This window comes from Streptomyces sp. NEAU-W12, from assembly GCF_026242095.1.
Taxonomy (GTDB): Bacteria; Actinomycetota; Actinomycetes; order Streptomycetales; family Streptomycetaceae; genus Streptomyces.
Genome location: NZ_JAPJDM010000021.1, coordinates 25,255 through 49,468, shown reverse-complemented (window position 1 = coordinate 49,468; position 24,214 = coordinate 25,255). Strand labels below are relative to the sequence as shown.

General features: G+C 72.2%; 19 protein-coding genes. 11 read left to right on the top strand and 8 right to left on the bottom strand.

All coding sequences use genetic code 11. The features are described 5' to 3' along the window. Window positions 1-87: 87 nt before the first annotated feature. Entirely contained in the window at window positions 88-1,425 is a 1,338-nt protein-coding gene (locus ORI94_RS24895) for a M14 family metallopeptidase (RefSeq protein WP_266079515.1), read from the top strand. Window positions 1,426-1,459: 34 nt separating this feature from the next. Here the strand turns inward: ORI94_RS24895 and ORI94_RS24890 are convergent, their stop codons facing one another. The 5 genes from ORI94_RS24890 to ORI94_RS24870 form a co-directional block, all read right to left on the bottom strand. Then, window positions 1,460-2,194 (bottom strand): hypothetical protein, encoded by a 735-nt coding sequence (locus tag ORI94_RS24890; RefSeq protein WP_266079513.1) that lies wholly within the window; start codon window positions 2,192-2,194, stop codon window positions 1,460-1,462. A 134-nt stretch (window positions 2,195-2,328) separates the two neighbouring features. Then, on the bottom strand, window positions 2,329-3,816 hold the full coding sequence (locus tag ORI94_RS24885; protein WP_266079511.1) for a GntP family permease: 1,488 nt from the start codon (window positions 3,814-3,816) through the stop codon (window positions 2,329-2,331). A 175-nt stretch (window positions 3,817-3,991) separates the two neighbouring features. Beyond that, a complete protein-coding gene (locus ORI94_RS24880) occupies window positions 3,992-4,411 on the bottom strand; it encodes a RidA family protein (protein ID WP_042175733.1) in 420 nt (139 codons plus the stop codon). 31 nt (window positions 4,412-4,442) lie between these two features. Then, window positions 4,443-5,201, bottom strand: a complete 759-nt coding sequence (locus ORI94_RS24875; protein WP_266079507.1) for an IclR family transcriptional regulator — start codon at window positions 5,199-5,201, stop codon at window positions 4,443-4,445. Then, window positions 5,198-6,394, bottom strand: coding sequence for a sugar kinase (locus tag ORI94_RS24870; protein ID WP_266079505.1), 1,197 nt, complete (start codon window positions 6,392-6,394; stop codon window positions 5,198-5,200). Before ORI94_RS24870 ends, ORI94_RS24875 begins: the two co-directional genes overlap by 4 nt. 266 nt (window positions 6,395-6,660) lie before the next feature. Between ORI94_RS24870 and ORI94_RS24865 the strand changes: the two genes are divergently transcribed. Together ORI94_RS24865 and ORI94_RS24860 are read left to right on the top strand one after the other, a co-directional pair. Then, window positions 6,661-7,938 carry an amino acid deaminase gene (locus ORI94_RS24865; RefSeq protein ID WP_266079503.1) on the top strand — a complete coding sequence of 426 codons (1,278 nt, stop codon included), beginning with the start codon at window positions 6,661-6,663 and terminating at the stop codon, window positions 7,936-7,938. 11 nt (window positions 7,939-7,949) lie between these two features. Next, window positions 7,950-9,560, top strand: a complete 1,611-nt coding sequence (locus ORI94_RS24860; RefSeq protein WP_266079500.1) for an N-acyl-D-amino-acid deacylase family protein — start codon at window positions 7,950-7,952, stop codon at window positions 9,558-9,560. Between the two features lie 23 nt (window positions 9,561-9,583). On the opposite strand, the gene ORI94_RS24855 is transcribed toward ORI94_RS24860, so the two are convergent. After that, the gene (locus ORI94_RS24855; protein ID WP_266079498.1) at window positions 9,584-10,564 is read right to left on the bottom strand and encodes a S1 family peptidase; all 981 of its coding nucleotides are present in this window, start codon (window positions 10,562-10,564) and stop codon (window positions 9,584-9,586) included. A gap of 350 nt (window positions 10,565-10,914) precedes the next feature. Here ORI94_RS24855 and ORI94_RS24850 point away from each other — a divergent pair, with 350 nt between their 5' ends. The 6 genes from ORI94_RS24850 to ORI94_RS24825 all read left to right on the top strand — a co-directional run bounded on the left by ORI94_RS24850 (window position 10,915) and on the right by ORI94_RS24825 (window position 17,871). Then, a complete protein-coding gene (locus tag ORI94_RS24850; RefSeq protein ID WP_266079496.1) occupies window positions 10,915-12,126 on the top strand; it encodes a pyridoxal phosphate-dependent aminotransferase in 1,212 nt (403 codons plus the stop codon). Between the two features lie 95 nt (window positions 12,127-12,221). Next, window positions 12,222-12,644, top strand: a complete 423-nt coding sequence (locus tag ORI94_RS24845) for a hypothetical protein (protein WP_266079494.1) — start codon at window positions 12,222-12,224, stop codon at window positions 12,642-12,644. An 807-nt stretch (window positions 12,645-13,451) separates the two neighbouring features. Continuing rightward, window positions 13,452-14,528, top strand: a complete 1,077-nt coding sequence (locus ORI94_RS24840) for a substrate-binding domain-containing protein (RefSeq protein ID WP_266079492.1) — start codon at window positions 13,452-13,454, stop codon at window positions 14,526-14,528. 22 nt (window positions 14,529-14,550) lie between these two features. Beyond that, window positions 14,551-15,726, top strand: a complete 1,176-nt coding sequence (locus ORI94_RS24835; RefSeq protein ID WP_416237888.1) for a toxic anion resistance protein — start codon at window positions 14,551-14,553, stop codon at window positions 15,724-15,726. Continuing rightward, on the top strand, window positions 15,723-17,282 hold the full coding sequence (locus ORI94_RS24830) for a substrate-binding and vWA domain-containing protein (protein WP_266079488.1): 1,560 nt from the start codon (window positions 15,723-15,725) through the stop codon (window positions 17,280-17,282). The genes ORI94_RS24835 and ORI94_RS24830 overlap by 4 nt, the downstream gene beginning before the upstream one ends. 4 nt (window positions 17,283-17,286) lie before the next feature. After that, window positions 17,287-17,871 (top strand): hypothetical protein, encoded by a 585-nt coding sequence (locus ORI94_RS24825; protein ID WP_416237895.1) that lies wholly within the window; start codon window positions 17,287-17,289, stop codon window positions 17,869-17,871. A gap of 238 nt (window positions 17,872-18,109) precedes the next feature. Here the strand turns inward: ORI94_RS24825 and ORI94_RS24820 are convergent, their stop codons facing one another. Next, the gene (locus ORI94_RS24820; RefSeq protein WP_266079484.1) at window positions 18,110-19,945 is read right to left on the bottom strand and encodes a phosphoenolpyruvate carboxykinase (GTP); all 1,836 of its coding nucleotides are present in this window, start codon (window positions 19,943-19,945) and stop codon (window positions 18,110-18,112) included. 364 nt (window positions 19,946-20,309) lie between these two features. Between ORI94_RS24820 and trhA the strand changes: the two genes are divergently transcribed. Together trhA and ORI94_RS24810 are read left to right on the top strand one after the other, a co-directional pair. Next, a complete protein-coding gene (trhA, locus tag ORI94_RS24815; RefSeq protein WP_266079482.1) occupies window positions 20,310-21,041 on the top strand; it encodes a PAQR family membrane homeostasis protein TrhA in 732 nt (243 codons plus the stop codon). A 221-nt stretch (window positions 21,042-21,262) separates the two neighbouring features. Continuing rightward, window positions 21,263-21,994 (top strand): Mut7-C RNAse domain-containing protein, encoded by a 732-nt coding sequence (locus ORI94_RS24810; RefSeq protein WP_266079480.1) that lies wholly within the window; start codon window positions 21,263-21,265, stop codon window positions 21,992-21,994. 19 nt (window positions 21,995-22,013) lie between these two features. On the opposite strand, the gene ORI94_RS24805 is transcribed toward ORI94_RS24810, so the two are convergent. Beyond that, window positions 22,014-24,056 (bottom strand): thioredoxin domain-containing protein, encoded by a 2,043-nt coding sequence (locus ORI94_RS24805; RefSeq protein WP_266079478.1) that lies wholly within the window; start codon window positions 24,054-24,056, stop codon window positions 22,014-22,016. Window positions 24,057-24,214: the final 158 nt, after the last annotated feature.

Genomic DNA, 24,214 nt, shown 5'->3' with positions numbered 1-24,214 from the left:
GGATGACGGCACCGCACCACGAACCCGGTACCTCGTGGTGCGTGCGTCGCACGAACCACCCCCACCTCCCACAAGGAGTTTCCCTTCATGCGACTTCGCCCCCGCGGCAGACGGTCCGCCGTGCTCGCCGCACTCCTCGCCCTCGCCCTCGCCGCGCCCGTGTCGATGTCGGCCACGGAGGCCGACGCCGACAGCGCGAAGCAGGCGGCGCCCTCGGCGGACGACGTCCGCCAGTACGAGATCCACCAGCACACGACTCCCCTGACCCGTACGGCGATCCAGCAGGCCGGGGTCACCGTGGACGAGGCCGACGAGGAGACGGTGGTCGTCTCCGGTCGTGCGGACCAGATCCGCGCCCTGCGCCGGCAGGGTTACGAACTGACACCGCTGGGCGCCGCCCCCGACCGCTCGTCGGCCGCCGACGGGCTGCGGCTGTTCGACTTCCCCTCGGCCGACTCCCGGTATCACAACTACGCCGAGATGAACGCGGAGATCGACCAACGGCTGTCGGCGTACCCGAACATCATGAGCAAACGGGTGATCGGCCGGTCCTACCAGGGCCGGGACATCGTCGCCATCAAGATCAGCGACAACGTGAGGGCGGACGAGAACGAACCCGAGGTCCTGTTCACCCACCACCAGCACGCGCGTGAGCACCTCACCGTGGAGATGGCCCTGTACCTGCTGCGCGAACTCGGCGCGGGGTACGGCAGCGACTCCCGGATCACCGACATGGTCGACGGCCGCGAGATCTGGATCATCCCGGACCTCAACCCGGACGGCGGCGAGTACGACATCGCCACCGGCTCCTACCGTTCATGGCGCAAGAACCGTCAGCCCAACTCCGGCTCGTCGTACGTCGGCACCGACCTGAACCGCAACTGGAACTACCGCTGGGGCTGCTGCAACGGCTCCTCCGGCTCCAAGTCCTCCGACACCTACCGGGGGTCGGCTCCCGAGTCCGCGCCCGAGGTGAAGGTCGTCGCCGACTTCGTGCGCAGCCGGGTCGTGGGCGGGGTGCAGCAGATCAAGGCCGGCATCGACTTCCACACGTACAGCGAGCTGGTGCTGTGGCCGTTCGGCTACACCTACTCCGACACCACGACCGGGATGACGGCCGACGACCACGCCGCCTTCCGGACGGTCGGTCAGAAGATGGCCGCGAGCAACGGCTACACGGCCCAGCAGTCCAGTGACCTGTACATCACGGACGGGTCGATCGACGACTACCTGTGGGGCACGCACAAGATCTTCGGCTACACCTACGAGATGTACCCGAGGTCCTCGTCCGGCGGCGGCTTCTACCCGCCCGACGAGGTCATCGAGCGGGAGACGTCCCGGAACCGGGACGCCGTCCTGCACCTCCTGGAGAACGCCGACTGCATGTACCGCTCCATCGGCAAGGAGGCGCAGTACTGCGGTTAGCGTCACCAGGAGTCGTCGGGAGTCGTCGGGGCTCCTAGACCACGGGGTCGGCGTCCGGCCTGGGCTTGTCCGCATCCGCGTCGGCATCCGGCTCGGGCTTGTCGGACGGGTCCGCGTCGGACGCCTCGGGTTCGGCCGCCCCGTCGTCGAAGTAGGCGTCGAGGACCGCGTCCAGCTCCGTGTCCCATGCGGCGAAGCGGCTGCGGGACGTGGCCTCGATCTCGATCGGGTACCAACGGCCCTCCGTGGTGTGGACGGTGACCGTGTAGCGCTTGCCGAAGCGACCGGTCTCCGTCTCCACCGCACCGATCTCGTCCCAGCGGAACTCGCACGCCTGGTCGTCCAGCCGGAGCCGTACGCCGCCGTGGTCGGCGACGATTTCGGCGCGGCGGTCGGACGCCTCGAAGACGGGGCCGTCGGTGACGGGCTCCGCCTCGGAGGCCCCGGACGCCTCGGAGGACTCGGACGTCCCGGAGGCCGGGGAGACCTCGGCGGCCGCGGAGGCTTCTGCGGTCTCTGAGGCCGCGGGCTTCTCCAGGGAGGTCGCCGCCCCGGACTCCGTCCCCGGTCCCCCGGCCGCGTCGGCCTCCGCCTCCGGCGCCTCCCCTCCCTTCACGTCCTCCGGCTCCTCGCCCTCCACGTCCTCCGTGTCCGCCTTGCGGTCGGACGCGCCGGACGCGGGTGCGGTGAGCCCGGGGATGAAGGCCGGGTCGAATCCGGCGCCTTCGAGGGGCTGGGGCTGGCTGTTCGAACCTATGCGCTGCTCCACACCGGATGAGTATGGTCGAGAATCCTGCGCGGGGCACAGCCAGCCCCTACTTCGTTATCAGACGCCTACATGTGACCCACCGTTCGTACCAATCGGATGATGATCAGCCGATTCGCACGGTGACCCTCCGGGGGTTACACGACCAGGCTGAGCGCCGCCGCGACCACGAAGCCCGCCACCGACAGGACGCTCTCCAGCACCGTCCACGTCTTCAGCGTGTCCCGCTCGCTGATGCCGAAGTACTTGGCGACCATCCAGAAACCGCCGTCGTTGACGTGCGAGGCGAAGATGGAGCCCGCCGAGATGGCCATGATGACCAGCGCCACGAACGCCTGGGAGTGGTCCCCCTCCGACAGCAGGGGGGCGACGATGCCCGCCGTCGTCACGATCGCCACCGTCGCCGAGCCCTGCGCGACCCTGAGCACCACGGAGATCAGGTACGCCAGGACGATCACCGGCAGACCGACGCCGTTGAACGTGTCGGACAGCGCCTGGGCGACACCGCTCCCCTTGAGGACCGCGCCGAAGACACCGCCGGCGCCGACGACCAGCAGGATGTTGCCGACCGGCTTCAGCGAGGACGTCGAGACGGTCTCCAGGGACTTGCGGGACCAGCCGCGCCGGATGCCGAGCAGGTAGTACGCCAGGAACAGGGCGATGGTGAGCGCGACGAACGGATGGCCGAAGAACTCGACGACCGAGCGCAGCATGGACTCGTCCAGGGCGATCGAGGAGAACGTCGCGGCGAGGATCAGGAGGAGCGGCGCACCGATGATGCCGAGGACGGTGCCGAGCGGCACGGGCGCCTCGTGCGGCTCGAGGCCCGCGGCGCGCTGCTCGTCGAGGACGGCCTGACGGGACTCCTCGGCGGCCTCGACCATGTCCTGCGGTACGGCGACGAAGATCCGCCTGCCGATCCAGGCGGAGTAGACCCAGGCGGCGACCACGGCCGGGAGGCCGGTGACGACGCCCATCAGGATGACCCAGCCGAGGTCGACGTCGAGCAGTCCGGCGGCGGCGACGGGGCCGGGGTGCGGGGGCAGGAAGGCGTGGGTGACGGACAGGCCCGCGAGCAGCGGCAGGCAGTAGAGCAGGATCGACTTGCCGGAGCGCTTGGCGGCGGCGTACACGATCGGCGCGAGGACGAAGATGCCGACGTCGAAGAAGACCGGGATGCCGAAGATCAGACCGGTGAGGCCCATGGCGAGCGGGGCGCGCTTCTCGCCGAACAGGCCGAGAAGCCGCGAGGCCAGTACCGCGGCGCCTCCGCTGACCTCGAGGATCGCGCCGAGCATGGTGCCCAGGCCGATGATGATCGCGACATGGCCGAGGATGCCGCCCATGCCGGACTCGATGGTGGACACCGCGTCCGAGCGCTGGACCGTGCCGAAGAGTTCGGTGACCGACAGACCGGCCATCAGGCCGACGGCTATGGAGACGGCGAGCAGGGCGACGAACGGCTGGAGCCTGACCTTGATGATCAGGAAGAGGAGCAGCGCGATACCGAGGGCGGCGACGGTCAGCAGACCGGCGGTGCCGTCGACGAGGAGGAGCAGCCCGCCGGTGTGCGGGGGCGTCTCGGCCGCCGCGCCGGCGGCGAGCGAAAGGGACGGGTGGGACATTCGGGGGTCCTCTGCTGAAGCGCATGAATCGGGGGTCCGGGGGCCGCCTCCGCAGGGTGCGGCCGGGCACGGGGGATCGCGGCACGGCGTCACAGGGGTGGCGGACGCCGTGCCGTGGCATGCGGGATGCGGGGATGCGGGAGGGTGACCGGGGAGGGAGAGGGGCGAGCGCGCGTCAGCCCAGTACGGCCAGTGCGTCGATCTCGATGAGGAGCCCCGCGGGCAGGCCGACGTAGACGGTCGTGCGCGCGGCGGGCGGCTGGGTGAGGCCCTGCTCCTCGAAGTAGGTGGTGTAGATGCCGTTCATCTCGGCGAAGTGGTCCACGTCGGTGAGGTAGACGCGGATCATCATCACGTCGTCCCAGGTCGCACCGCCCTCCTCGAGGATCGCCTGGACGTTGGCGAGGGTCTGGAGGGTCTGTTCGCGCAGGGTGGGGCCGGCGGGCGTGGGCGGCTTGCCCTCCTCGGCCGGGAGGAACCCGACCTGGCCGGCGACCTGGAGGATGTTGCCCTTGCGCACGCCGTGGGAGAACTTCGCGGGCGGGGTGGTGTGCGTGCTCGGGGTGAGGGCGACCTTCTCGGCTTTCTCGGTCATGCGGGGCGGTCCTTCGCTGGAGTCACTGGGGTCACTGGAGTTCTGCCGGAGTCCGGCCGGAGTACTCGCCGCTGATCGCGGCCGCGGTGCGGCGGACCGACGGGAGCAGGGTGAGGAGTTCCTCGGCGGTGACGACGACGTTCGGCGCGGAGACCGACATCGCGGCGACCACCCGGCCGTCGGCGCCGCGGATCGGCGCGGCGACGCAGTTGATGGACTCCTCGTGGCCACCGAGGTCGGTGGCCCAGCCCTGTTCGCGCACCTTCTCCAGCTCGCGCAGGAACGCGGCCGGACCCGGTGTCGAACGGGACGTGTACATGGGGTAGTCGAGCGTGTCCGCGAGGGCGCGGCGCTCGTGTTCGGGCAGGTCGGCGAGGAGCAGCTTGGCCACGGCGGCGACCGTGAGGGCGACGGGCTTGCCGATCCGCGAGTACATGCGGACCGGATAGCGGCTCTCCACCTTGTCGATGTAGAGGACCTCGTTCTCCTCGTGGACGGCGAGGTGCACGGTGTGCCCGCACTGCTCGTTGAGGCGGACGAGGTGGGCGTGGGCGATCTCGCGGACGTCGAGGTTCTCCATCGCCTCCTGGGCGAGGGCGAAGAGGCGGGCGCCGAGCCGGTAGCGCTGGTCGGACTGGCGGTAGACCAGTCCGTGTTCGTGCAGGGTGCGCAGCAGCCGCAGGGCGGTGGACTTGTGCACGCCGAGGCGGTCGGCGACCTGTCCGAGGTCGGCGGGTCCTTCGGCGAGCAGCGGCAGGATGCTCAGTGCGCGGTCGACGGTCTGGCTCATGGGGTACGTACCTCCTCCTCGGCCCGGTCCGCACCCGCGTCCGCGTCTGTGCACGCGTCCGCGTCCGCGGTGTCGGTCTCTGTCCAACCGGGGCCGAGGCGCAGTCTCCCCCACGCCGCCTCGTCCAGGGCGGCCAGCCGGTCGGCCAGGTCGCGGGCGGGGGGCGCGGCGAGGTCGCCGGGGACGGTGAGGGCGGCGGCGGCCGTGAGGTGGCCGTGCCGGAGCCGGTCCCGTACGGGCAGGGCGCGCAGGGTGGCGGAGAGGAACCCGGCGGCGAAGGCGTCCCCGGCCCCGACCGTCGCCACGACGTCGACGGCGAGGGCGGGGACGAAGGTGCCCGCTGCCGGTGCCTGCCGGGGGCGGGTCCCGCGGTCCGGCGCCGACGGGGCGCCTTTCCCGGAGGGGGCGTCCGCGGCGGCACGGCTGCCCACGGGTGTGCGGCAGAAGGCCGTGGCTCCCCGTTCGCCTTGCTTGACCACCAGGATCTCCGGCTCGGGCAGCGCCTCGCGGATCGACGCCGGGCCGCCCACGATGCCCCAGGCGGACTCGGCCTCGTCGTCGCCGACGAAGACGATGTCGGCCCTGCGGGCCAGTTCCAGGAGCACCTCGGGACCGTGGGCGTCGCGCCACAGACCCGGCCGGTGGTTGACGTCGAAGGAGACGAGCGGGCGGCCGGGGCGGGGGGCGGTGAGCTCCCGCACCAGTTCCAGGCAGCCGGGGGAGAGCGCGGCCGTGATCCCGGACAGGTGCAGGACGCGTCCGGCGCGCACCGCCTCCGGGTCGACGTCGGCGGAGGTCATCGCGGAGGCCGCGGAGCCCGCCCGGTAGTAGGCGACCTCGTGGGCGTCGGTGGCGCGGTCGCCGGCGGTGCGGAAGTAGACGCCGGTGGGACGGTGCGGGTCGCGCCGGACGTACGAGACGTCGACGCCGTACTCCCCGATCGCCCGTACGAGGTGGTCACCGAAGCCGTCCCGGCCGACCGCGCTGATCCAGCGCGCCGAGTGGCCGGCCGCCGCGAGGACGCAGGCGGTGTTGGACTCCGCGCCGCCGATGGCCCGCTCGAAGGAGGGCACGTCGGCGAGGCGGCCCGGCCGGGAGGGCAGGAACGTCACCATGGACTCGCCCAGCGCGACGACGTCGACGGTCTCCACGGCGTCGGCGTCGGGGGCGGTGCGGGGACCGGTGGCGGTCACGGTGGGGTGACTCCTCGGGTGGCAGGGTCGGGCGGGGTCGCTCGCGGGTCGGGCGGTGTCCGGACTTTCGGTGTCCGGACTTTCGGTGTCCGGACTTTCGGTGTCCGGACTTTCGGCGTCCGGCGTCCGGCGTCCGGCCGCACCGTGCCCGTCGGCTGCGGGGCCCGTTTTCGTTGACCCCGCGTGGCCGAGATGTTAGACAACGGTAAGCGACATACGCAATGGCTGTTGCAGAGAGCGCAACACGCCGGATCAGGGAGGCTCTGATGGTCATGGACCCCGGCTCCGACGCCTACACGCTCCTCGCGGAGGAACGCGTCGACCACCGTTTCAAGGGCCTCCCGCCGGACGCCGACGGGCTGACCGTCGGCGAGCTGGCCGCCCAGCGCCGGAACCTGTTCACCGGCGGTTTCACCACTCCGGTGCTCGCGCTGTCCGCCGAGCGCCTGGAGCACAACCTGAAGCTGATGGAGACGTACGCGGCCCGGCACGGCCTCGCCTTCGCCCCGCACGGCAAGACGTCCATGGCCCCACAGCTCTTCCGGCGCCAGATCGAGCACGGCGCCTGGGGCATCACGCTCGCGATGCCGCACCAGGTGCGGGTGGCGCGGGCGTTCGGCGTGCGGCGGGTGTTCCTCGCCAACGAACTGGTGGACCCGGCGGCCCTGCGGTGGGTCTCCGGCGAGCTGGACGCCGACCCCGGCTTCCGGTTCGTCTGCTACGTCGACTCCGTGCGCGGTGTCGAGCTGATGGACGCGGTCCTCGCCGGCTCCGCCCGCCCGGTGGACGTCGTGGTCGAGCTGGCCGGGGGCGAGGGCGCGCGGACCGGGGTGCGGACGGAGGCGGAGTGCGCCGCCGTCGCCGACGCGGTGGCGGGCGCGCGCGGGCTGCGGCTGGTCGGGGTCGCCGGGTACGAGGGCGAGGTGCCGGACGCCGACCCGGAGCGGGTGGCGGCGTGGCTGCGGCGCCTGGTGGCCCTGGCGGTGGACCTCGACGGGGCGGGGCGGTTCGCGGGCCTGGACGAGGTCGTGGTGAGCGCGGGCGGCAGCGCCTGGTTCGACGCGGTCGCCGACGTCTTCGCCGGGATCCCGCAGCTCTCGCTTCCCGTGCTGAAGTTGCTGCGCTCGGGTGCGTACGTCTCGCACGACGACGGGCACTACCGCAAGCTGACGCCGTTCAACCGGGTACCGGAGGAAGGCGCGCTGGAACCGGCGTTCCGGCTGTGGACGCAGATCGTGTCCCGGCCGTCCGCCGAACAGGCCTTCGCCAACGCGGGCAAGCGGGACGCGGCCCACGACCTCGACCTGCCGTTCGCCCAGGTGGTCCGCCGGGACGGTGTGGAGCGCCCGGCGGCCGGGATCTCGGTCGTCTCCCTCTCCGACCAGCACGCCTGGCTGAGCACCGCCCCGCAGGCCGACCTGGAGGTCGGCGACTGGCTGGGCGTCGGGCTCTCCCACCCGTGCACCTCCTTCGACAAGTGGGTGCTCATCCCCCTGACGGAGGCGGACGGCACCGTGGTCGACTACATCCGTACGTTCTTCTAGGAGGCCGTGTCGTGGAAGAACTCGTCATCCGGGACGCCGACGTCGTGGACGGCTCCGGCGACGGCGCGTACCGCGCGGACGTGGTCGTCGACGGCGGCCGTGTCGTCTCGATCGTGAAGGAGGCGGCGGCAGCGGGCTGTCAGCGCCCGAAGGCCCGCCGCGAACTGGACGCCGAGGGGCTGGTCCTGGCCCCCGGTTTCATCGACATGCACGCCCACAGCGATCTGGCGCTGCTGCGCGACCCCGACCACAGCGCCAAGGCCGCACAGGGCGTCACCCTCGAAGTGCTGGGCCAGGACGGCCTGTCGTACGCGCCGGTCGACGACCGCACGCTCGGCGAGGTCCGCCGCGCGATCGCCGGGTGGAACGGTGGCGGGGACGACATCGACTTCGACTGGCGGTCGGTCGGCGAGTACCTGGACCGGCTCGACGGGGGCATCGCCGTCAACGCCGCCTACCTGATCCCGCAGGGCACGGTCCGCGCCCTCGCCGTCGGCTGGGAGGACCGGGACGCCACCCCCGCGGAGCTGGACCGGATGCGGCAGCTGGTCGCCGAGGGCATGGAGCAGGGCGCGGTCGGCATGTCGTCGGGGCTGACGTACACGCCCGGCATGTACGCCAAGGACGCCGAACTCACCGAACTGTGCCGGGTGGTGGCCCGCTACGGCGGCTACTACTGCCCGCACCACCGCAGTTACGGGGCGGGCGCGCTCCGGGCGTACGAGGAGATGGTGACACTCGCCCGGGAGGCGGGCTGCCCGCTGCACCTGGCGCACGCGACGATGAACTTCGGCGTGAACAAGGGCAGGGCGCCCGAGCTGCTGGCGCTCCTCGACGACGCGCTCGCCGCCGGTGCCGACATCAGCCTCGACACGTACCCGTACACGCCGGGCGCCACCACGCTGGTCTCGGTGCTGCCGAGCTGGGCGGGCGAGGGCGGCCCGGGGGAGATCCTCCGGCGGCTCGCGGACGACGCGACGGCCGAGCGGATCCGGCACCACCTGGAGGTCACCGGCTCGGACGGCTGCCACGGGGTGCCCGTCGAGTGGGACACCATCGAGATCTCCGGGGTGGGCGACCCCGCGCTGACCGAGTACGTGGGCCGCACGGTCCAGGAGTCGGCCGCGCTGCGCGGCGAGAGCCCGTGGGCCCTCGCCCGCGGACTGCTCCTCAGGGACGGGCTGGCCCCGTCGATCCTCCAGCACGTCGGCCACGAGGAGAACGTGCGGGAGATCATGCGGCACCGGGTGCACACCGGCGGCTCGGACGGCATCCTCCAGGGGGCCAAGCCGCACCCGCGCGCGTACGGCACCTTCCCGCGGTATCTCGCGCGGTACGTGCGGGAGCTGGGTGTGCTGTCGCTGGAGGAGTGCGTCGCGCACCTGACGTCCCGGCCGGCCGCGCGGCTGCGGCTCGCGGACCGCGGGCTGGTCCGCGAGGGCTACAAGGCGGACCTGGTGCTGTTCGATCCGGGGACGGTGGCCGCCGGTTCCACCTTCGAGCAGCCCCGGACGCTGCCCACGGGCATCCCGTACGTGCTGGTCGACGGTCGGTTCGTGATCGAGGACGGGCGGCGTACCGACGTACTGGCGGGGCGGGCGGTCCGCAGGTCGCCCCGCTGAACCGCCCGCCCGCGACGGGCCCGTCAGGGCTTGGGCAGAGTGCAGGCGCTCGCGTCGAGGTCGAGCACGCCGTCCGCGCCGAAGCAGTCGGTGAACGGGTGGGTCTGCTGGGCGTAGTTGATGCCCCGGCGGACGGTGACGGCACCGTCCGCGTCGACCTCGCACGGGTTGTTGACCGTGCAGCGCTCGCCGTCCTCGTTGCCGGTGTTGTTGACGGCGACCACCTTGCCGGTGGCGTCGTCGACGACCGGCGAGCCGGAGGTGCCGCCGATGGTGTCGCAGGCGGGGGTGTAGCGGACCGAGTCCTTCCAGGTCCAGGCCCCCTCCTTCAGCCGGTGTGCGAATCCGTCGACGGAGCAGCCGTAGATCCGCTTCCAGTAGCCGGAGACCACGCTGATGGCGGTGCCGGCCGCCGGGCGGGTGTCGTCGAGGGTGAGCGCGTCGATGCCGTACACGCTCCTGATCCGCGCGTACGTGGTGCCGAGCCGGTAGACCGCCGCGTCCGTGTCGGTCATGGTCGCGTAGACGAGCCGGTTGGCGCGCAGGGTGGCGACCCGGGAGCCGGAGGACCCCAGCAGTCCGAAGCTGCGGCTGGAGGCCCGGTCGACGAGGACCTCGCCGGCCGCGGGGAAGCCGCTCTCCAGGCAGTGGCCGTTGGTGAGGACGAGCGCGGGGTCGTCGTCCTCCGAGTGGGGCAGGCGGACGACGGAGCCCGAGCAGTTGCTCAGCGAGACGGTGCCCGCGAAGTCCACCGCGGCGGCCTTCGGCCCGGTGAGGCCGGCCACGGCGTCCGCCGCGGTACCGACGGCACCGTCGACGACGTCGAGCACCGTGGTCGGACCCGCGCCCGGGCCGGCTCCCGGGGCCGTGCCCGCTGCCGCGTCCGCGCCCGTGGGGGTGGGCGCGGACGCGGCAGCGGGGGCGGGCGCGGCGGCGGCCGCGGGAGTCACGCCCGCCCCGGCCAGGGCCAGGGCACAGAGCGCGACGACGAGAGGTCTTCTCATGCGGGGTCCCCTCCTGCGACGGATCCTGCGACGGAGGCGGCGGGATTCCTCCGGCCACCCACAGGATTCATTGACATGCGCATTGTCAGCACGTCGCGGGCAGGGGACAAGACGTCGTTTCCGGCCTTCGGGCTTTCGGGCTTCCCCGCCCTCCCCCGCACGGACGACGGAAACGATGGAGGCCCGGCGCGGAGGCGACGGAGCGGCTTTCACGGCGGCTCCAACGCTCACGGACGGCACCGCCCCCACCGCGCTCCGTCACAGGGAACCGGACATTCCACCCCGACCGACACGTCTCACGTGGCGGATGACACGCCGCAAACGGCATTACCGGGCCGTAAGCTCCCACCATGCAGGTGATCCAGTCGACCAAGCTCGCCAACGTCTGTTACGAGATCCGGGGCCCGGTGCTCGAGGAGGCGATGCGGCTGGAGGCGGCCGGGCACCGCATCGTCAAGCTCAACACCGGCAACCCGGCCGCGTTCGGGTTCGAGTGCCCGCCCGAGATCCTGGAGGACATCCTCCGCAACGTGTCCTCGGCGCACGGTTACGGCGACGCGAAGGGGCTGCTGGCCGCACGCCGGGCGGTCGTGATGCACAACCAGACCCTCGGCATAGAGACCGACGTGGAGCACGTCTTCATCGGCAACGGCGTCTCCGAGCTGATCGTGATGGCGATGCAGGCCCTGCTCGACGACGGGGACGAGGTGCTCGTCCCCTCGCCGGACTACCCGCTGTGGACGGCCGCCGTCTCGCTGTCCGGCGGTACGGCGGTGCACTACCGGTGCGACGAGCAGTCCGACTGGATGCCGGACCTCGCCGACATCGAGCGCAAGGTCACCGACCGCACCAAGGCGATCGTCATCATCAACCCCAACAACCCGACCGGCGCGGTCTACGACGAGGCGATGGTCAGGGGCCTGACCGACATCGCCCGCCGGCACAACCTGCTGGTCTGCTCGGACGAGATCTACGACAAGATCCTCTACGACGACGCCACGCACACCCCCACCGCCTCGATCGCCCCCGACCTGCTCACCCTCACCTTCAACGGCATGTCGAAGGCGTACCGGGTGGCCGGATACCGGGTCGGCTGGATGGCGATCTCCGGACCCCGCGCGCACGCCGACTCCTACATCGAGGGCCTGACGATCCTGGCGAACATGCGCCTGTGCGCGAACATGCCGGGCCAGCACGGCGTGGTCGCCGCGCTCAGCGGACGCCAGACGATCAACGACCTGGTGCTGCCGGGCGGCCGGCTGCGCGAGCAGCGGGACACGGCCTACGAGCTGCTGACCCAGATCCCGGGCGTGACCTGCGTGAAGCCGAAGGGGGCGCTGTACCTCTTCCCGCGGCTCGACCCCACCGTTTTCAAGATCAAGGACGACCGGCAGATGGTCCTCGACCTGCTGCGCAGCGAGAAGATCATGGTCGTGCACGGCACGGGCTTCAACTGGACGGAACCCGACCACTTCCGGGTGGTGACCCTGCCGTCGGCCGACGACCTGCGGGACGCGGTGGGGCGGATCGCCCGCTTCCTGGACGGTTACTGCCAGCCCTGACTCTGCGTGCCCCCTTCGTCCGGTTCTGTCAACGACACAACTTTAGACGAATTCCAAGCTAGGATGGTTTCCTGACAGCACTCAGGAGGCCATCCATGTACGAACCGATCCGCGCCAAGTCGGTCCACCGCACGATGGCCGGCGCTCCTCACGACTTCCCCGGCCGCTCCCGCGAGGAAGAGCTGGACATCCAGCTCGCGGGCCATCTCGACGCACTGCTCGTCGTCACCGACGAGCTGCGCGCCGCGGCGCCCTCGGTCGATCTGGACACGGCGGCCGAGCGGCTCGCCGAGCAGGTGACCCGCCTGCGGGGAGGAAGTGAGCCGGCCCGCGCGCCGGCGACCACGAGCGGGAGCGCGCCCCGCGTCACCGCCCTGCACCGACAGGCGCACGCCCTCGCGGGCCGCGCCCTGGTCGTCGCCGCCTCCCGCGCCGACACGGTGGCCGCCATCCTGGCCGCCGAGCGGATGGACGCGCACACCGCGGCCCTCGCACCGCGCGAACTCGCGTCCCACTGAGCCCCACCCCGGGCTCCCCCCTACGGCCCCGGTCCGCGTGCACCCACAGCGACGCGCGGACCGGGCGCCACGCACCCCCGCACCGCCGCCGGGGCACTCCGTCAGCACCGCGTGGAGCGCGACGCCCGGACGGGGTGCCGCGAAGCCGTCGCGGTGACCGAGACCGTACGGCCCGCCCGGCGCGGCATGCGACAGGTTCGTGCGCGGGTGGACCACGGTGAGAACTGCGCGGTCCGTGACGACCGACTCCTGCTCCGGGCCGGCCCCCGCCGCCCCCACCCTCCCGTGACGACCCCGCCGGCGCGGTTCCGCTCCCCACAAGTCCGCTCCGTACGAAGCGGACCGCGGTTCGGCCGGCTCCTCGGTCGGACCGCGGTTCGGCCGGTTCCTCGGTCGGACCGCCGGGATGCCGGCGGTGGACACCGGTGGAGGCAGGAGGGGACGAGGCCGCGCGGGCCCACTTCCCGGTCCCGCTCGAGGAACCCGCGCGGCCGTCCTCAGGTCACGGCCGGGCCGCGACCGGCCGTGACCGCCGAAGCACACGCCCGTCCGCGGGACTACCGCCGGCGTGCGTCCAAACGCCGCGGCGCCTCGGGCAGGACCGCGGGTGCGAGCCGGCGACCGGACCGCCGGAGGGTGAGCGTGGTGGACGCCCGGGCCGGCGGGACGAGGTGGCCGTGACGGCGTGAGGGCTCCCGGGCCGCTGGTCCGGAGTGACCGGTTCCTGTTGCATACCGGTATCGCGAGGCCATTCTCCGTTCACCTCGGCCACCCGGGAATGACGGGTTCCGGCGGCACGCTCCGGGTGTGAGACGTATCGCGGGAATCGTCCTCGCGGTGCTGCTGATCGGTGGCGTGGTGGCCGCCGTCGTGGCAGGCCGGGACAGGGACGGGACAGGCACGGCAACGAAGACCGTGCGGATGGTCGTCGGGTCGGAGAAGACCGAGTTCTTCGCCGATCCGGACGTGGTGAAGGCCCTCGCCGCCAAGGGCTACACCGTCGAGGCCGAGACCTCCGGGTCCTGGGCCATGGAGGGGCTGGACCTGACGGGGTACGACCTCGCCTTCCCGTCCAGCCGGGCGCCGGCCGTCGAGATCGCGGCCAAGCACAAGGTCCGGGGCGCGCTGCCCCGTCCGTTCTACTCGCCGCTCGTCGTGGTGGCCCACAGCGGGGCCGCCGAGGTGCTCGTGGGCAACGGGCTGGCCGCGCTCGACGGAAGGAACCGGGGCACCCTGAAGATGGGCCCCTATCTGGAGGCCGCCGAGGACGACCGGACCTGGCAGGAGCTCGAGGGAGCGGGCGAGTACGGGGAACTGACCGGCACCCTGTACATCTCCAGCACCGATCCGGAGACCTCCAACTCGGGCGCCCTCTACCTGGCCGCCGCCTCCTACGTGGCCAACGGCGGCAAGGTCGTCTCGAGCGACGCGGAGGTGGGGCGCGCGGCACCGCTGATGCGCAAGCTGGTCAGCGTGCAGGGCGCGCAGCAGGCCGGCTCCGACGCCGTCTTCCGGGACTTCGTCAGCGGCGCGGGCAACCCGCTCGTCCTCGTCTACGAGTCCCAGGTGGCCGCCCTCCTCGCTGAGCAGCGGAATCCCGACGACCTGGTGGTCCTGTACCCGGACACCACGGTCAACAGCGACCACACCGTGGTGCCGCTCACCGACGACGGCAAGGACCTGGCCGAACTCCTCCGCACCGAAACGGCGTTGCGCAAGCTGGCGGTCCGGCACGGTTTCCGGCCGCAGGGCGACGTCGCCGAGTTCGAGCAGGCCGCCTCGCGGCGCACCGCGTATCTCAAGCAGGAACTGACCGGCGTCCGTCAGGCCCCCGTGCCCACCTCCGCGGTGCTGCGCGAACTGGCGCGACGGGCGCGCGGATAGCGGACAAGGGGGAACGATGCACGTGACGAACACCGGAGGGGACTTCACCCTCACACCGCCCGAGGCCGTCACCGCCGTGCCGCGGCAGAAGGCCGGCGGGCTCGTCCCGGTCGAGGACGGCGTCCGCGAGGAGATGGCGTCCAGGGCCGCCGCGTACGTCGAGGGCCTCGCGGCCCTGGACGCCCGCTCGCCCGAGTTCGCCGGCAAGGTCGGCGAGATCACCGCGCTGGGCGCCGGTGAGATGCGCACCGCCACGGCGCAGTCCGACCGCATGCTGGAGCGCACCGTCCGCAGCCTGCCCGGCAAGGGCGGGGACGCCTCGTCCAAGGTGGCGGGTTCGCTCGTCGAACTGCGGCGCGTGGTCGAGGACCTGGACCCGCGGGACCTGCCGGCGGGCAGGGGGCGCAGGTTCCTCTCCCGGCTGCCCGGCGGCAACAAGCTGCGCGACCACGTCGCCAGGTACGCCTCCTCGCAGTCCACCCTGAACAGGATCGTGGGCGCGCTGCGCGGCGGGCAGGACGAACTGCGCCGTGACAACGCCTCGTTGCAGACCGAGCGGGTCCGCCTCTGGGAGAGCATGGGCAAGCTCCAGGAGTACGTCGTGCTGACCGAGGCCCTGGACGCGGCCGTCGAGGAGCACATCGCGGGAGTGGGGGCGGGCGACCCCGCCCAGGCCGACGCGCTGCGCGCCGACGTCCTCTTCCCGGTCCGGCAGAAGCACCAGGACCTGCTGACCCAGCTCGCGGTCTGCGCGCAGGGCTACCTCGCCATGGACGTCGTACGCCGCAACAACGAGGAGCTGATCAAGGGGGTGGACCGGGCGGCCACCACGACCGTGTCGGCGCTGCGGATCTCCGTGATGCTCGCCTCGGCGCTCGAGCACCAGAAGAAGGTCGTCGCGCAGGTCGACGCCCTGCGCGGAACCACCGAGGAACTGATCCGGTCCAACGCGGAGATGCTGGCGACGCAGAGCGGGGAGATCCAGCGCATCGCGGCCGACCCGGCGGTCGGCGTCGAGACGCTGCGGGCCGCGTTCCAGCAGATCTACCGCACCCTCGACGACATCGACACCTACAAGGTGCGGGCGACCGAGGCGATGGCGGTGACGGTGGAGAGCCTGACCTCCGAACTCCAGGGTGCGAGAACGTACCTGGAGCGCAGCCGGTCGCAGAACCCACTGGAGGGCGGCCCCCGATGAGACGCCCACCGGCCTCGGTCCCGGCCGCCGCGCTCGCCGCGCTCACCGCGCTCACCCTGCTGACCGCGTGCACCGGCGCGGCCGACGAGGACAGGGACGACACGGGCGCACCCCGGCCCGGCACGCTGAGGGTCCTCGCCTCCAGCGAACTCAGCGACATGGAGCCGGTGTTCGAGCAGGTGGAGAAGGACACCGGGGTCACGCTGCGGCCCACCTACACGGGCACCCTGGACGCCGTGGACCTGCTGGCCGAGGGGAAGGCGGACAGCAGGTACGACGCCGTGTGGCTGGCGTCCAACGACTATCTGCGGCTGAACCCGGCCGCGGAGAAGAAGGTCGTCTCCCAGACCCCCGTCATGTCCAGCCCGGTCGCGATCGGGGTCAAGGACTCCGTCGTCCGGGAGCTCGGCTGGAAGCCCGCCGAGGTCACCTGGTCCGACATCGACCGTGCCGTCCGGGACGGCGGACTCACCTACGGCATGACCGACCCGGCCCGCTCCCACTCCGGCTTCGCCACGCTGGTCTCGGTGGCTTCGGCACTCTCCGGAGCCCAGTCCGCGCTCACCGACGCGGACGTGGCGAAGGCCCGCCCGAAGCTGAAGGAGTTCTTCGGGGGGCAGCAGCTGACCTCGGGTTCGTCGGGCTGGCTGGCGAGCGCGTACGCGCGCCGCGGCGACGTCGACGCGCTGCTCAACTACGAGTCCGTCCTCGAGGGGATCAAGGGTCTGACCGTGATCCGCCCGAAGGACGGTCTGGTCACCGCCGACTACCCGCTCTCCTCCCTGGCCGCCACCGACGCGGCCACCCGCGAGGACGTGCGCCGGGTGACCGAGGCGCTGCGTTCGGACGCCGTGCAGCGGCTGATCACCGACCGCACGCTGCGCCGCCCGGTGGTCCCCGGGGTGGAACCGTCGGCCGCCCTCGACGACGGCCGACGACGCGAACTGCCGTTCCCCGGCAGCCTCTCCGTCGCCGAGGGCCTGCTCGACTCGTACCAGAACGAGCTGCGCCGTCCCTCGCGGACGGTGTACGTCCTCGACACCTCCGGCTCGATGGAGGGTGACCGCCTCGAGCGGCTGAAGACGGCCCTCACCGGCCTCACCGGCGACTTCCGGGAGCGGGAGGAGGTCACGCTGATGCCGTTCGGCACGGAGGTGAAGAGCGTGCGCACCCATGTCGTCGGCCCGGACGACCCGGAGAAGGGCCTCGCCGCGATCCGCCGGGACGCCGGGCGGCTGTCCGCCTCGGGCGACACCGCGATCTACTCGTCGCTGGAGCAGGCCTACGCCCGTCTCGGCGACGGCGAGGACACGTTCACGTCGATCGTGCTGATGACGGACGGCGAGAACACGGCGGGCCCCGGTGCCGGTGCGTTCGAGGACTTCTACGCCGGACTGCCGGACGGGCAGGCCGGCATCCCCGTCTTCCCCGTCCTCTTCGGCGACTCCGACCGCACCGAACTGGAGGGCATCGCCGAGCTGACCGGCGGCCGTCTCTTCGACGCCCGGCAGGGCTCGCTGGACGGCGCCTTCGAGGAGATCCGTGGCTACCAGTAGGGCGATGGCGTATCTGGAGTCCCGCAAGAACCTCGCCGGGAGTGCGGGCGGGCTCGCCGGGCTGGTGCTGACGTTCACGGGCGTGGCCGGGGCGTACTGGCCGGTCGTGGTGGCCGGCCTGTACGGTGCGGGCGCGTTGATCGCCCCGCCGGAGCGGCCGGACCCGCCGGACTTCCCGGACCCGTCCGCGCAGCTCGCCGAGGTACGGGCCGACTTCGAGCGGCTCGAGGCCTATCTCTCCGGCGTCGACCTGCCGGACGCGGCGGCCGGCCGGCTCGGCGAACTGACCGGGCTGCTGTCCGCGCTGCTCGACCCCGACTGGGCGCCCGAGATCCTCGCCCGGGACCCGGAGGCCGTCCATGCCCTGTCCCGGGCGGTGCGGCAGGACGTTCCGGAGGCCGTCGACACGTTCGTGCGGACGCGCTGGTGGGCGCGGCTCGCACCGGGCCAGGAGCCTCCGGAGCGGCATCTCGAACACCAGCTCGACCTGCTGGGCGCGGAGGCACTGCGGCTGGTCGAGAGCGTGGGCGAGGAGGAACGGCAGCGGCAGCGGACGCTCTCGCAGTATCTGAAGGACCGGTCGGAGTAGGGGGTCGGACTCGCCGGGTGGTGGGCGGTGACATGGCGAAGGCCCGTCGCCGCCCGTTCCCGTCGGGGCGGACGGGTGGGTGACGACAGGCCCAGGGCCCCCCACGCCGTTGTGCGGGGCCTCGCCGGTCTGTGGTGCGTTCACCGCGGCCGGCCGTGACGACGGTGCTGGTCAGGGCGCGATCGGAGCCGGCCGCGGCGTCTTGGGTCCTCCGCGGCGGGAGGACCGGCGGGCGGGGTCAGCCCAGGCGTCGCACCAGGGCGTGGTACTGGTCCCACAGCTCCTTGGGCGTGTGGTCGCCGAAGGTGTTGAGGTGCTCGGGAACCAGCGCGGCCTCCTCGCGCCACACGTCCTTGTCGACGGTGAGGAGGAAGTCCAGGTCGGACTCGGACAGGTCGAGGCCGTCGGTGTCCAGCGCGCCCTTGGCCGGCAGGACGCCGATCGGGGTCTCGACGCCGTCCGCCGTGCCCGCCAGGCGCTCCACGATCCACTTCAGGACGCGGCTGTTCTCGCCGAAGCCGGGCCAGACGAAGGTGCCCTCGTCGTTCTTGCGGAACCAGTTGACGTAGTAGATCTTCGGCAGCTTGGACGGGTCCTTGTCCTTCGCCACGTCGATCCAGTGGCCCATGTAGTCGCCCATGTTGTAGCCGCAGAACGGCAGCATGGCGAACGGGTCGCGGCGCAGTTCGCCGACCTTGCCCTCGGCGGCGGCGGTCTTCTCGGAGGCCACGTTGGCGCCGAGGAAGACGCCGTGGTTCCAGTCGAAGGACTCCGTCACCAGGGGGACGGCGGTGGCGCGGCGCCCGCCGAAGAGGATCGCGGAGATCGGCACGCCCTTGGGGTCCTCCCACTCGGGCGCGATGATCGGGCACTGGGCGGCGGGCGTGGTGAAGCGGGCGTTGGGGTGGGCGGCCGGGCTGTATCCGTCCTCCCGGGCCGACTCGGGCGTCCAGTCGTTGCCCCTCCAGTCGGTCAGGTGGGCCGGGGTCTCCTCGGTCATGCCCTCCCACCACACGTCGCCGTCGTCGGTGAGGGCGACGTTGGTGAAGATCGAGTTGCCCCACAGGGTCTTCATGGCATTGGCGTTGGTGTGCTCGCCGGTGCCGGGCGCGACGCCGAAGAAGCCGGCCTCGGGGTTGATCGCGTAGAGGCGGCCGTCCTCGCCGAACCGCATCCAGGCGATGTCGTCACCGATCGTCTCGACGGTCCAGCCGGAGATCGTGGGCTCCAGCATGGCGAGGTTGGTCTTGCCGCAGGCGCTCGGGAAGGCCGCGGCGACGTACCTGGACTCCCCCTGCGGCGGGGTCAGCTTGAGGATCAGCATGTGCTCGGCGAGCCAGCCCTCGTCGCGGGCCATGACGGAGGCGATGCGCAGGGCGTAGCACTTCTTGCCGAGCAGGGCGTTGCCGCCGTAACCGGAGCCGTAGGACCAGATCTCGCGGTCCTCGGGGAAGTGCGAGATGTACTTGGTCCGGTTGCAGGGCCAGGGCACGTCCTCCTGGCCGGGCTCCAGGGGGGCACCGACGGAGTGCACGGCCCTGACGAAGAAGCCGTCGTCGCCGAGCTCGTCCAGGACGTCCTGGCCCATGCGGGTCATGGTGCGCATGGAGACGGCGACGTACGCGGAGTCGGTGATCTCGACGCCGATCGCGGACAGCGGCGAGCCGAGGGGGCCCATGCAGAAGGGCACGACGTACATGGTGCGGCCCTTCATGGAGCCGCGGAAGACGCCCTTCTCACCGGTGAAGATCTCCCGCATCTCACCGGGGGCCTTCCAGTGGTTGGTGGGCCCGGCGTCCTCCTCCTTCTCGGAGCAGATGAAGGTGCGGTCCTCGACGCGGGCGACGTCGCTGGGGTCGGAGGCCGCGTAGTAGGAGTTGGGGCGCTTGATCGGGTCGAGCCTGCGGAACGTGCCCCGGTCGACCAGTTCCTCGCTCAGCCGCTGGTACTCGGCCTCGGAACCGTCGCACCAGACCACGTGGTCCGGCTGGGTCAGCTCGGCGATCTCGTTGACCCAGGAGATGAGTCCCTGGTGGGTGGTGGGGACGCCGGGAGCCGCGATGTCGCGCGCCACGATTGCTCCTAAGTGAGGGTTCTTGGTCTGGAGGGCCCCGTGGGGGCTGCGGCCCGGATGCTTCACGGTGGAATCTTGGGCGCTCATCCGGTGCCGACCGCACTCATTTGATCCTCCGACGCGAGTGCCCATCTGTCCAGGGGGACTCACATGTGAGCAGAGTGACGATGGCCACGGTTTCCGGGGAGGGCATGCGCGCACGCTGGGTTTCTTTACGCGCACGTTGCGTTCACCATGTCTTCTTTTTACCGGTAGGCACCGCGGGGGGTACTGACGAGTAGCCCGCGTGAGATCATGACCACGTCACGGGGTCGTCCCGCTGGACCGATTCGTAACTTACGGTTCCGTAGATACGATTGCAGTCATGACAGCGTTCGTCCCCGACGCCTCCGACTCGCCCGACGCGCCCGCGGCCCGGTCGGCCGAAGGCCGCGGCCCGGTCCCGACGTCCCTCCCCCACCCGGTCAAACCCAAGCTCCGCGGCTGGCTGCACCTGGGCATGTTCCCCGCCGTCCTGGTCGCCGGGCTGGTGCTCGTCGCCCTCGCCGACTCGACCCGGGGCCGCGTCGCCTGCGCGGTCTTCGCGCTGACGGCCTGCCTGCTGTTCGGGGTGAGCGCCCTGTACCACCGGGGCGACTGGAGCCCCCGCATGGACGGCGTGCTCCGCCGTCTCGACCACGCGAACATCTTCCTGATCATCGCCGGCACCTACACGCCGCTCACCATGCTGCTCCTGCCGGAGACGAAGGGGCGGTGGCTGCTGTGGGGCATCTGGGCGGCGGCCCTCGCCGGGATCGCCTTCCGGGTGTTCTGGGTGGGCGCCCCGCGCTGGCTCTACACCCCGTGCTACATCGCGATGGGCTGGGCCGCCGTCTTCTACCTCCCCGACTTCATGCGCAGCGGCGGCGTCGCCGTCCTGGTCCTGGTGATCGTGGGCGGCGTGCTCTACAGCGCGGGCGGAGTGATCTACGGTCTCAAGAAGCCCAACCCGTCACCGCGCTGGTTCGGCTTCCACGAGGTCTTCCACTCCCTCACCCTGGCCGCCTTCATCGCCCACTACGTGGGCATCTCCCTGGTGGCCTACCAGCACGGATGAGCCGGGGGCGCCCCGGGGCCCGTCCGGCGGACCGAGCCGAGGACACGGGAGCCGGCACGCCCTCCTGCGCCGCGCGGCCCAGCGCACCGGCCCCGCTCGCCCCAGCCGGGCAGGCCCCGCCGGCCGCCTCCGGCCCGGTCCTCCGGACCGGCACCAAGGCCCCGGGCCGGGGCGGCCGGAAATCCCGCGGCCCCAGGCCGCGCACATGACATCCTGGCCCGGTGAACGGTCCCGAGATCCATGTCGAGTTCGCCCCCGACCTGCTCGTCTTCGTCCCCCGGGCACGCACCACCGGCGCCCTGAAGGCCCCGTCCGACGGCGTCTCCACCCTCGGCCACCTCGTCGAGTCCCTCGGCGTCCCGCTGACCGAGGTCGGCGCGCTGCTCGTGGACGGCCGCGAGGTGGCCGTCTCGCACCTCCCGGCCGCGGGCGAGTCGGTCACCGTCCGCCCCGTCGCCCGCCCCCAGCGCGTACCCGGCGCCCCGCTCCGCTTCCTCCTCGACGTCCACCTCGGCACACTGGCCCGCCGGCTGCGGCTGCTGGGCGTGGACACGGCCTACGAGTCGACGGACATCGGCGATCCGGCCCTGGCCGCCCGGTCCGCGGCCGAGAAGCGGGTGATGCTCAGCCGCGACCGCGGGCTGCTGCGCCGCCGGGAACTGTGGGCCGGCGCGTTCGTCTACAGCACCGGCCCCGACGAGCAGCTGCCGTACGTCCTGGACCGGTTCCGGCCCGAGCTGCGCCCCTGGACCCGCTGCACCGCCTGCAACGGGCTGCTCCGCGCCGCCACCAAGGACGAGGTCGCCGACCAGCTGAAGAGCGGCACGCACCGCTCGTACGACGTGTTCGCCCAGTGCGGCGACTGCGGCCGCGCCTACTGGCGGGGCGCGCACCACGACCAGCTGGAGGCGATCGTGGAAAGCGCGCTGAGCCGGGTCGCCCGGGGAGACTGAGCGGCCCGGCCCCGCCGCCTCAGCCGCCCAGGGCCGCGCCCAGCCGGGCGGGATCGGTCGTCGGCGCGTCACAGGTGAAGTTGCGGCAGACGTACGCCGTCGGTTCACCGCCCACCAGGGGCCGGTCGGCCAGCAGCGGGAACTCGTCGCTCCCCGGTGTCCCGAGGGCGATCACCGTCCCCGGGGCGGTGCCCAGAAGCGCCGTACGGTGCAGGGCCGTCGTGGCCGGGTCGTCGAGCGCGGGGCCGACCACCGCGACCTCCCGCGGCCCGTCCAGCGCCGCCTCGGCGACCGCGAGCCCCCAGCCGACGAACCGCGGCACCCGCGGACCGAGCGTCCTCACCACTCCCAACGCCCTTTCCGCGGCGGTGCGGTGGGGCTCGGAGCCGGTCTGCGCCGCGTACCCGAGCAGCGCGCCCGCGGCGGCCGTCCAGCCGGACGGAACGGCGTTGTCGGTCGGGTCCTGCGGGCGACGGATGAGCCGCTCGGCGTCGGACGCCGTGTCGTACAGGGTGCCCGACCCGGCGTCGGCGAAGCGGGCCAGCACGTGGTCGAGCAGCAGCCCGGCGAATTCCAGCCACACCCCCTCCCCGGTCACCGAGGCCAGCGCGAGGAAGCCCTCGGCGACGTCGGCGTAGTCCTCCAGGACGCCCGCGTTGCCGCCGACACGGCCGTCCTTGCTGGTCCGGGCGATCCGGGCGTGGTCGTCGAGGTGCACGCGGACCAGCAGGTCGGCGGCGCCGACCGCGGCCTCGGTCAGGTCCGCCCGGCCGAAGTAGGCGCCGGTCTCGGCGAGCGCGGCGATCGCCAGCCCGTTCCAGGCGGCGACGACCTTGTCGTCCCGGCCGGGAGCGGGACGCGCCCCGCGCGCCGCGAGCAGCCGCTCCCTGATCCCGCCGGGGCCGGCGATCCGGCCGGCGTCGAACACCTCGTCCTGCTGCGGAAGCCGGAGCACGGAGGCGCCCTCCTCGAAGGTGCCCTCCTCGGTCACCCCGAAGTACCGCACGGCGAGTTCGGCATCCTCCGCCCCGAGCGCCTCACGCAACTGCGCGGGCGTCCAGACGTAGTAGGCCCCCTCGACGTGCCGCCCCGTCCCGTCGTCGCTGTCGGCATCCAGCGCGGACGCGAACCCGCCCTCGGGCGTGCGCAGTTCGCGCACCATGAAGTCGGCGGTCTCCAGCGCGACCCGGCGCGCGAGCTCGGACCCGGTGGACCGCCAGAGATGGGCGTAGACGCGGCACAGCAGGGCGTTGTCATAGAGCATCTTCTCGAAGTGCGGCACCACCCAGTCCCGGTCGACGGAGTAACGGGCGAAGCCGCCGCCGAGCTGGTCGTAGATGCCGCCGCGGGCCATCCGCTCGGCGGTGTCCCCCGCCATCTGGAGAGCGCCCTCGGCGCCGGTGCGGGCGTGGTGCCTGAGCAGGAACTCGAGCACCATGGACGGCGGGAACTTCGGCGCCCCGCCGAATCCGCCGCGCTGCGGGTCGTACTCCCTGGTCAGGCCGAGCAGCGCCTGCGCCTGCTGCTCCTCGCCGGGCAGCCGCGCGTCGCCGTAGGAGATCTCCCGCCCCGCCAGGTCCCGCACGATCTTCCCGGCGACCTCGGCGACCTCGTCCCGGCGCTCGGCCCAGGCCTGGTGCACGCCCTGGAGCAGCTGCCGGAAGGACGGCATGCCCTGGCGGGGCTCGGGCGGGAAGTAGGTGCCGAAGTAGAAGGGCTCGGCGTCCGGGGTGAGGAACACCGTCATCGGCCAGCCACCCTGCCCGGTCGCCGCCTGCACGGCCTCCATGTAGACGGCGTCCACGTCGGGCCGCTCCTCCCGGTCCACCTTGACGCTCACGAAGTGCGCGTTCAGATAGTCGGCGGTCGCCCGGTCCTCGAACGACTCGTGCGCCATGACGTGGCACCAGTGGCAGCTCGCGTACCCGACGCTCAGCAGGACGGGCACGTCGCGCTCACGCGCCTCGGCGAAGGCTTCGTCCGACCAGGGCCACCAGTCGACGGGGTTGTCGGCGTGCTGAAGGAGGTAGGGGGACGTCTCGTGGGCCAGTCGGTTCGGCATGGTTCCATCCTGCCCCAGTACCGGCACCGCACCGTCGTACCGATGCGCCCCGCCGCCGTCCGTGACCCGGATGTCGGCCGCGCGGGTGTCCGCCGCTCGGGTGTCCGTCGATCAGACGTCCGTCGCTCAGGCGTCCGTCGCCCGGATGTCCGTAGCCC

Coding starts and splice junctions, on each gene's coding strand:
- trhA (WP_266079482.1), top strand. CDS start 20,310: ATGACAGCGTTCGTCCCCGACGCCTCCGACTCGCCCGACGCGCCCGCG.
- ORI94_RS24805 (WP_266079478.1), bottom strand. CDS start 24,056: ATGCCGAACCGACTGGCCCACGAGACGTCCCCCTACCTCCTTCAGCAC.
- ORI94_RS24880 (WP_042175733.1), bottom strand. CDS start 4,411: ATGACCGAGAAAGCCGAGAAGGTCGCCCTCACCCCGAGCACGCACACC.
- ORI94_RS24875 (WP_266079507.1), bottom strand. CDS start 5,201: ATGAGCCAGACCGTCGACCGCGCACTGAGCATCCTGCCGCTGCTCGCC.
- ORI94_RS24895 (WP_266079515.1), top strand. CDS start 88: ATGCGACTTCGCCCCCGCGGCAGACGGTCCGCCGTGCTCGCCGCACTC.
- ORI94_RS24830 (WP_266079488.1), top strand. CDS start 15,723: ATGAGACGCCCACCGGCCTCGGTCCCGGCCGCCGCGCTCGCCGCGCTC.
- ORI94_RS24885 (WP_266079511.1), bottom strand. CDS start 3,816: ATGTCCCACCCGTCCCTTTCGCTCGCCGCCGGCGCGGCGGCCGAGACG.
- ORI94_RS24855 (WP_266079498.1), bottom strand. CDS start 10,564: ATGAGAAGACCTCTCGTCGTCGCGCTCTGTGCCCTGGCCCTGGCCGGG.
- ORI94_RS24825 (WP_416237895.1), top strand. CDS start 17,287: ATGGCGTATCTGGAGTCCCGCAAGAACCTCGCCGGGAGTGCGGGCGGG.
- ORI94_RS24865 (WP_266079503.1), top strand. CDS start 6,661: ATGGTCATGGACCCCGGCTCCGACGCCTACACGCTCCTCGCGGAGGAA.
- ORI94_RS24845 (WP_266079494.1), top strand. CDS start 12,222: ATGTACGAACCGATCCGCGCCAAGTCGGTCCACCGCACGATGGCCGGC.
- ORI94_RS24850 (WP_266079496.1), top strand. CDS start 10,915: ATGCAGGTGATCCAGTCGACCAAGCTCGCCAACGTCTGTTACGAGATC.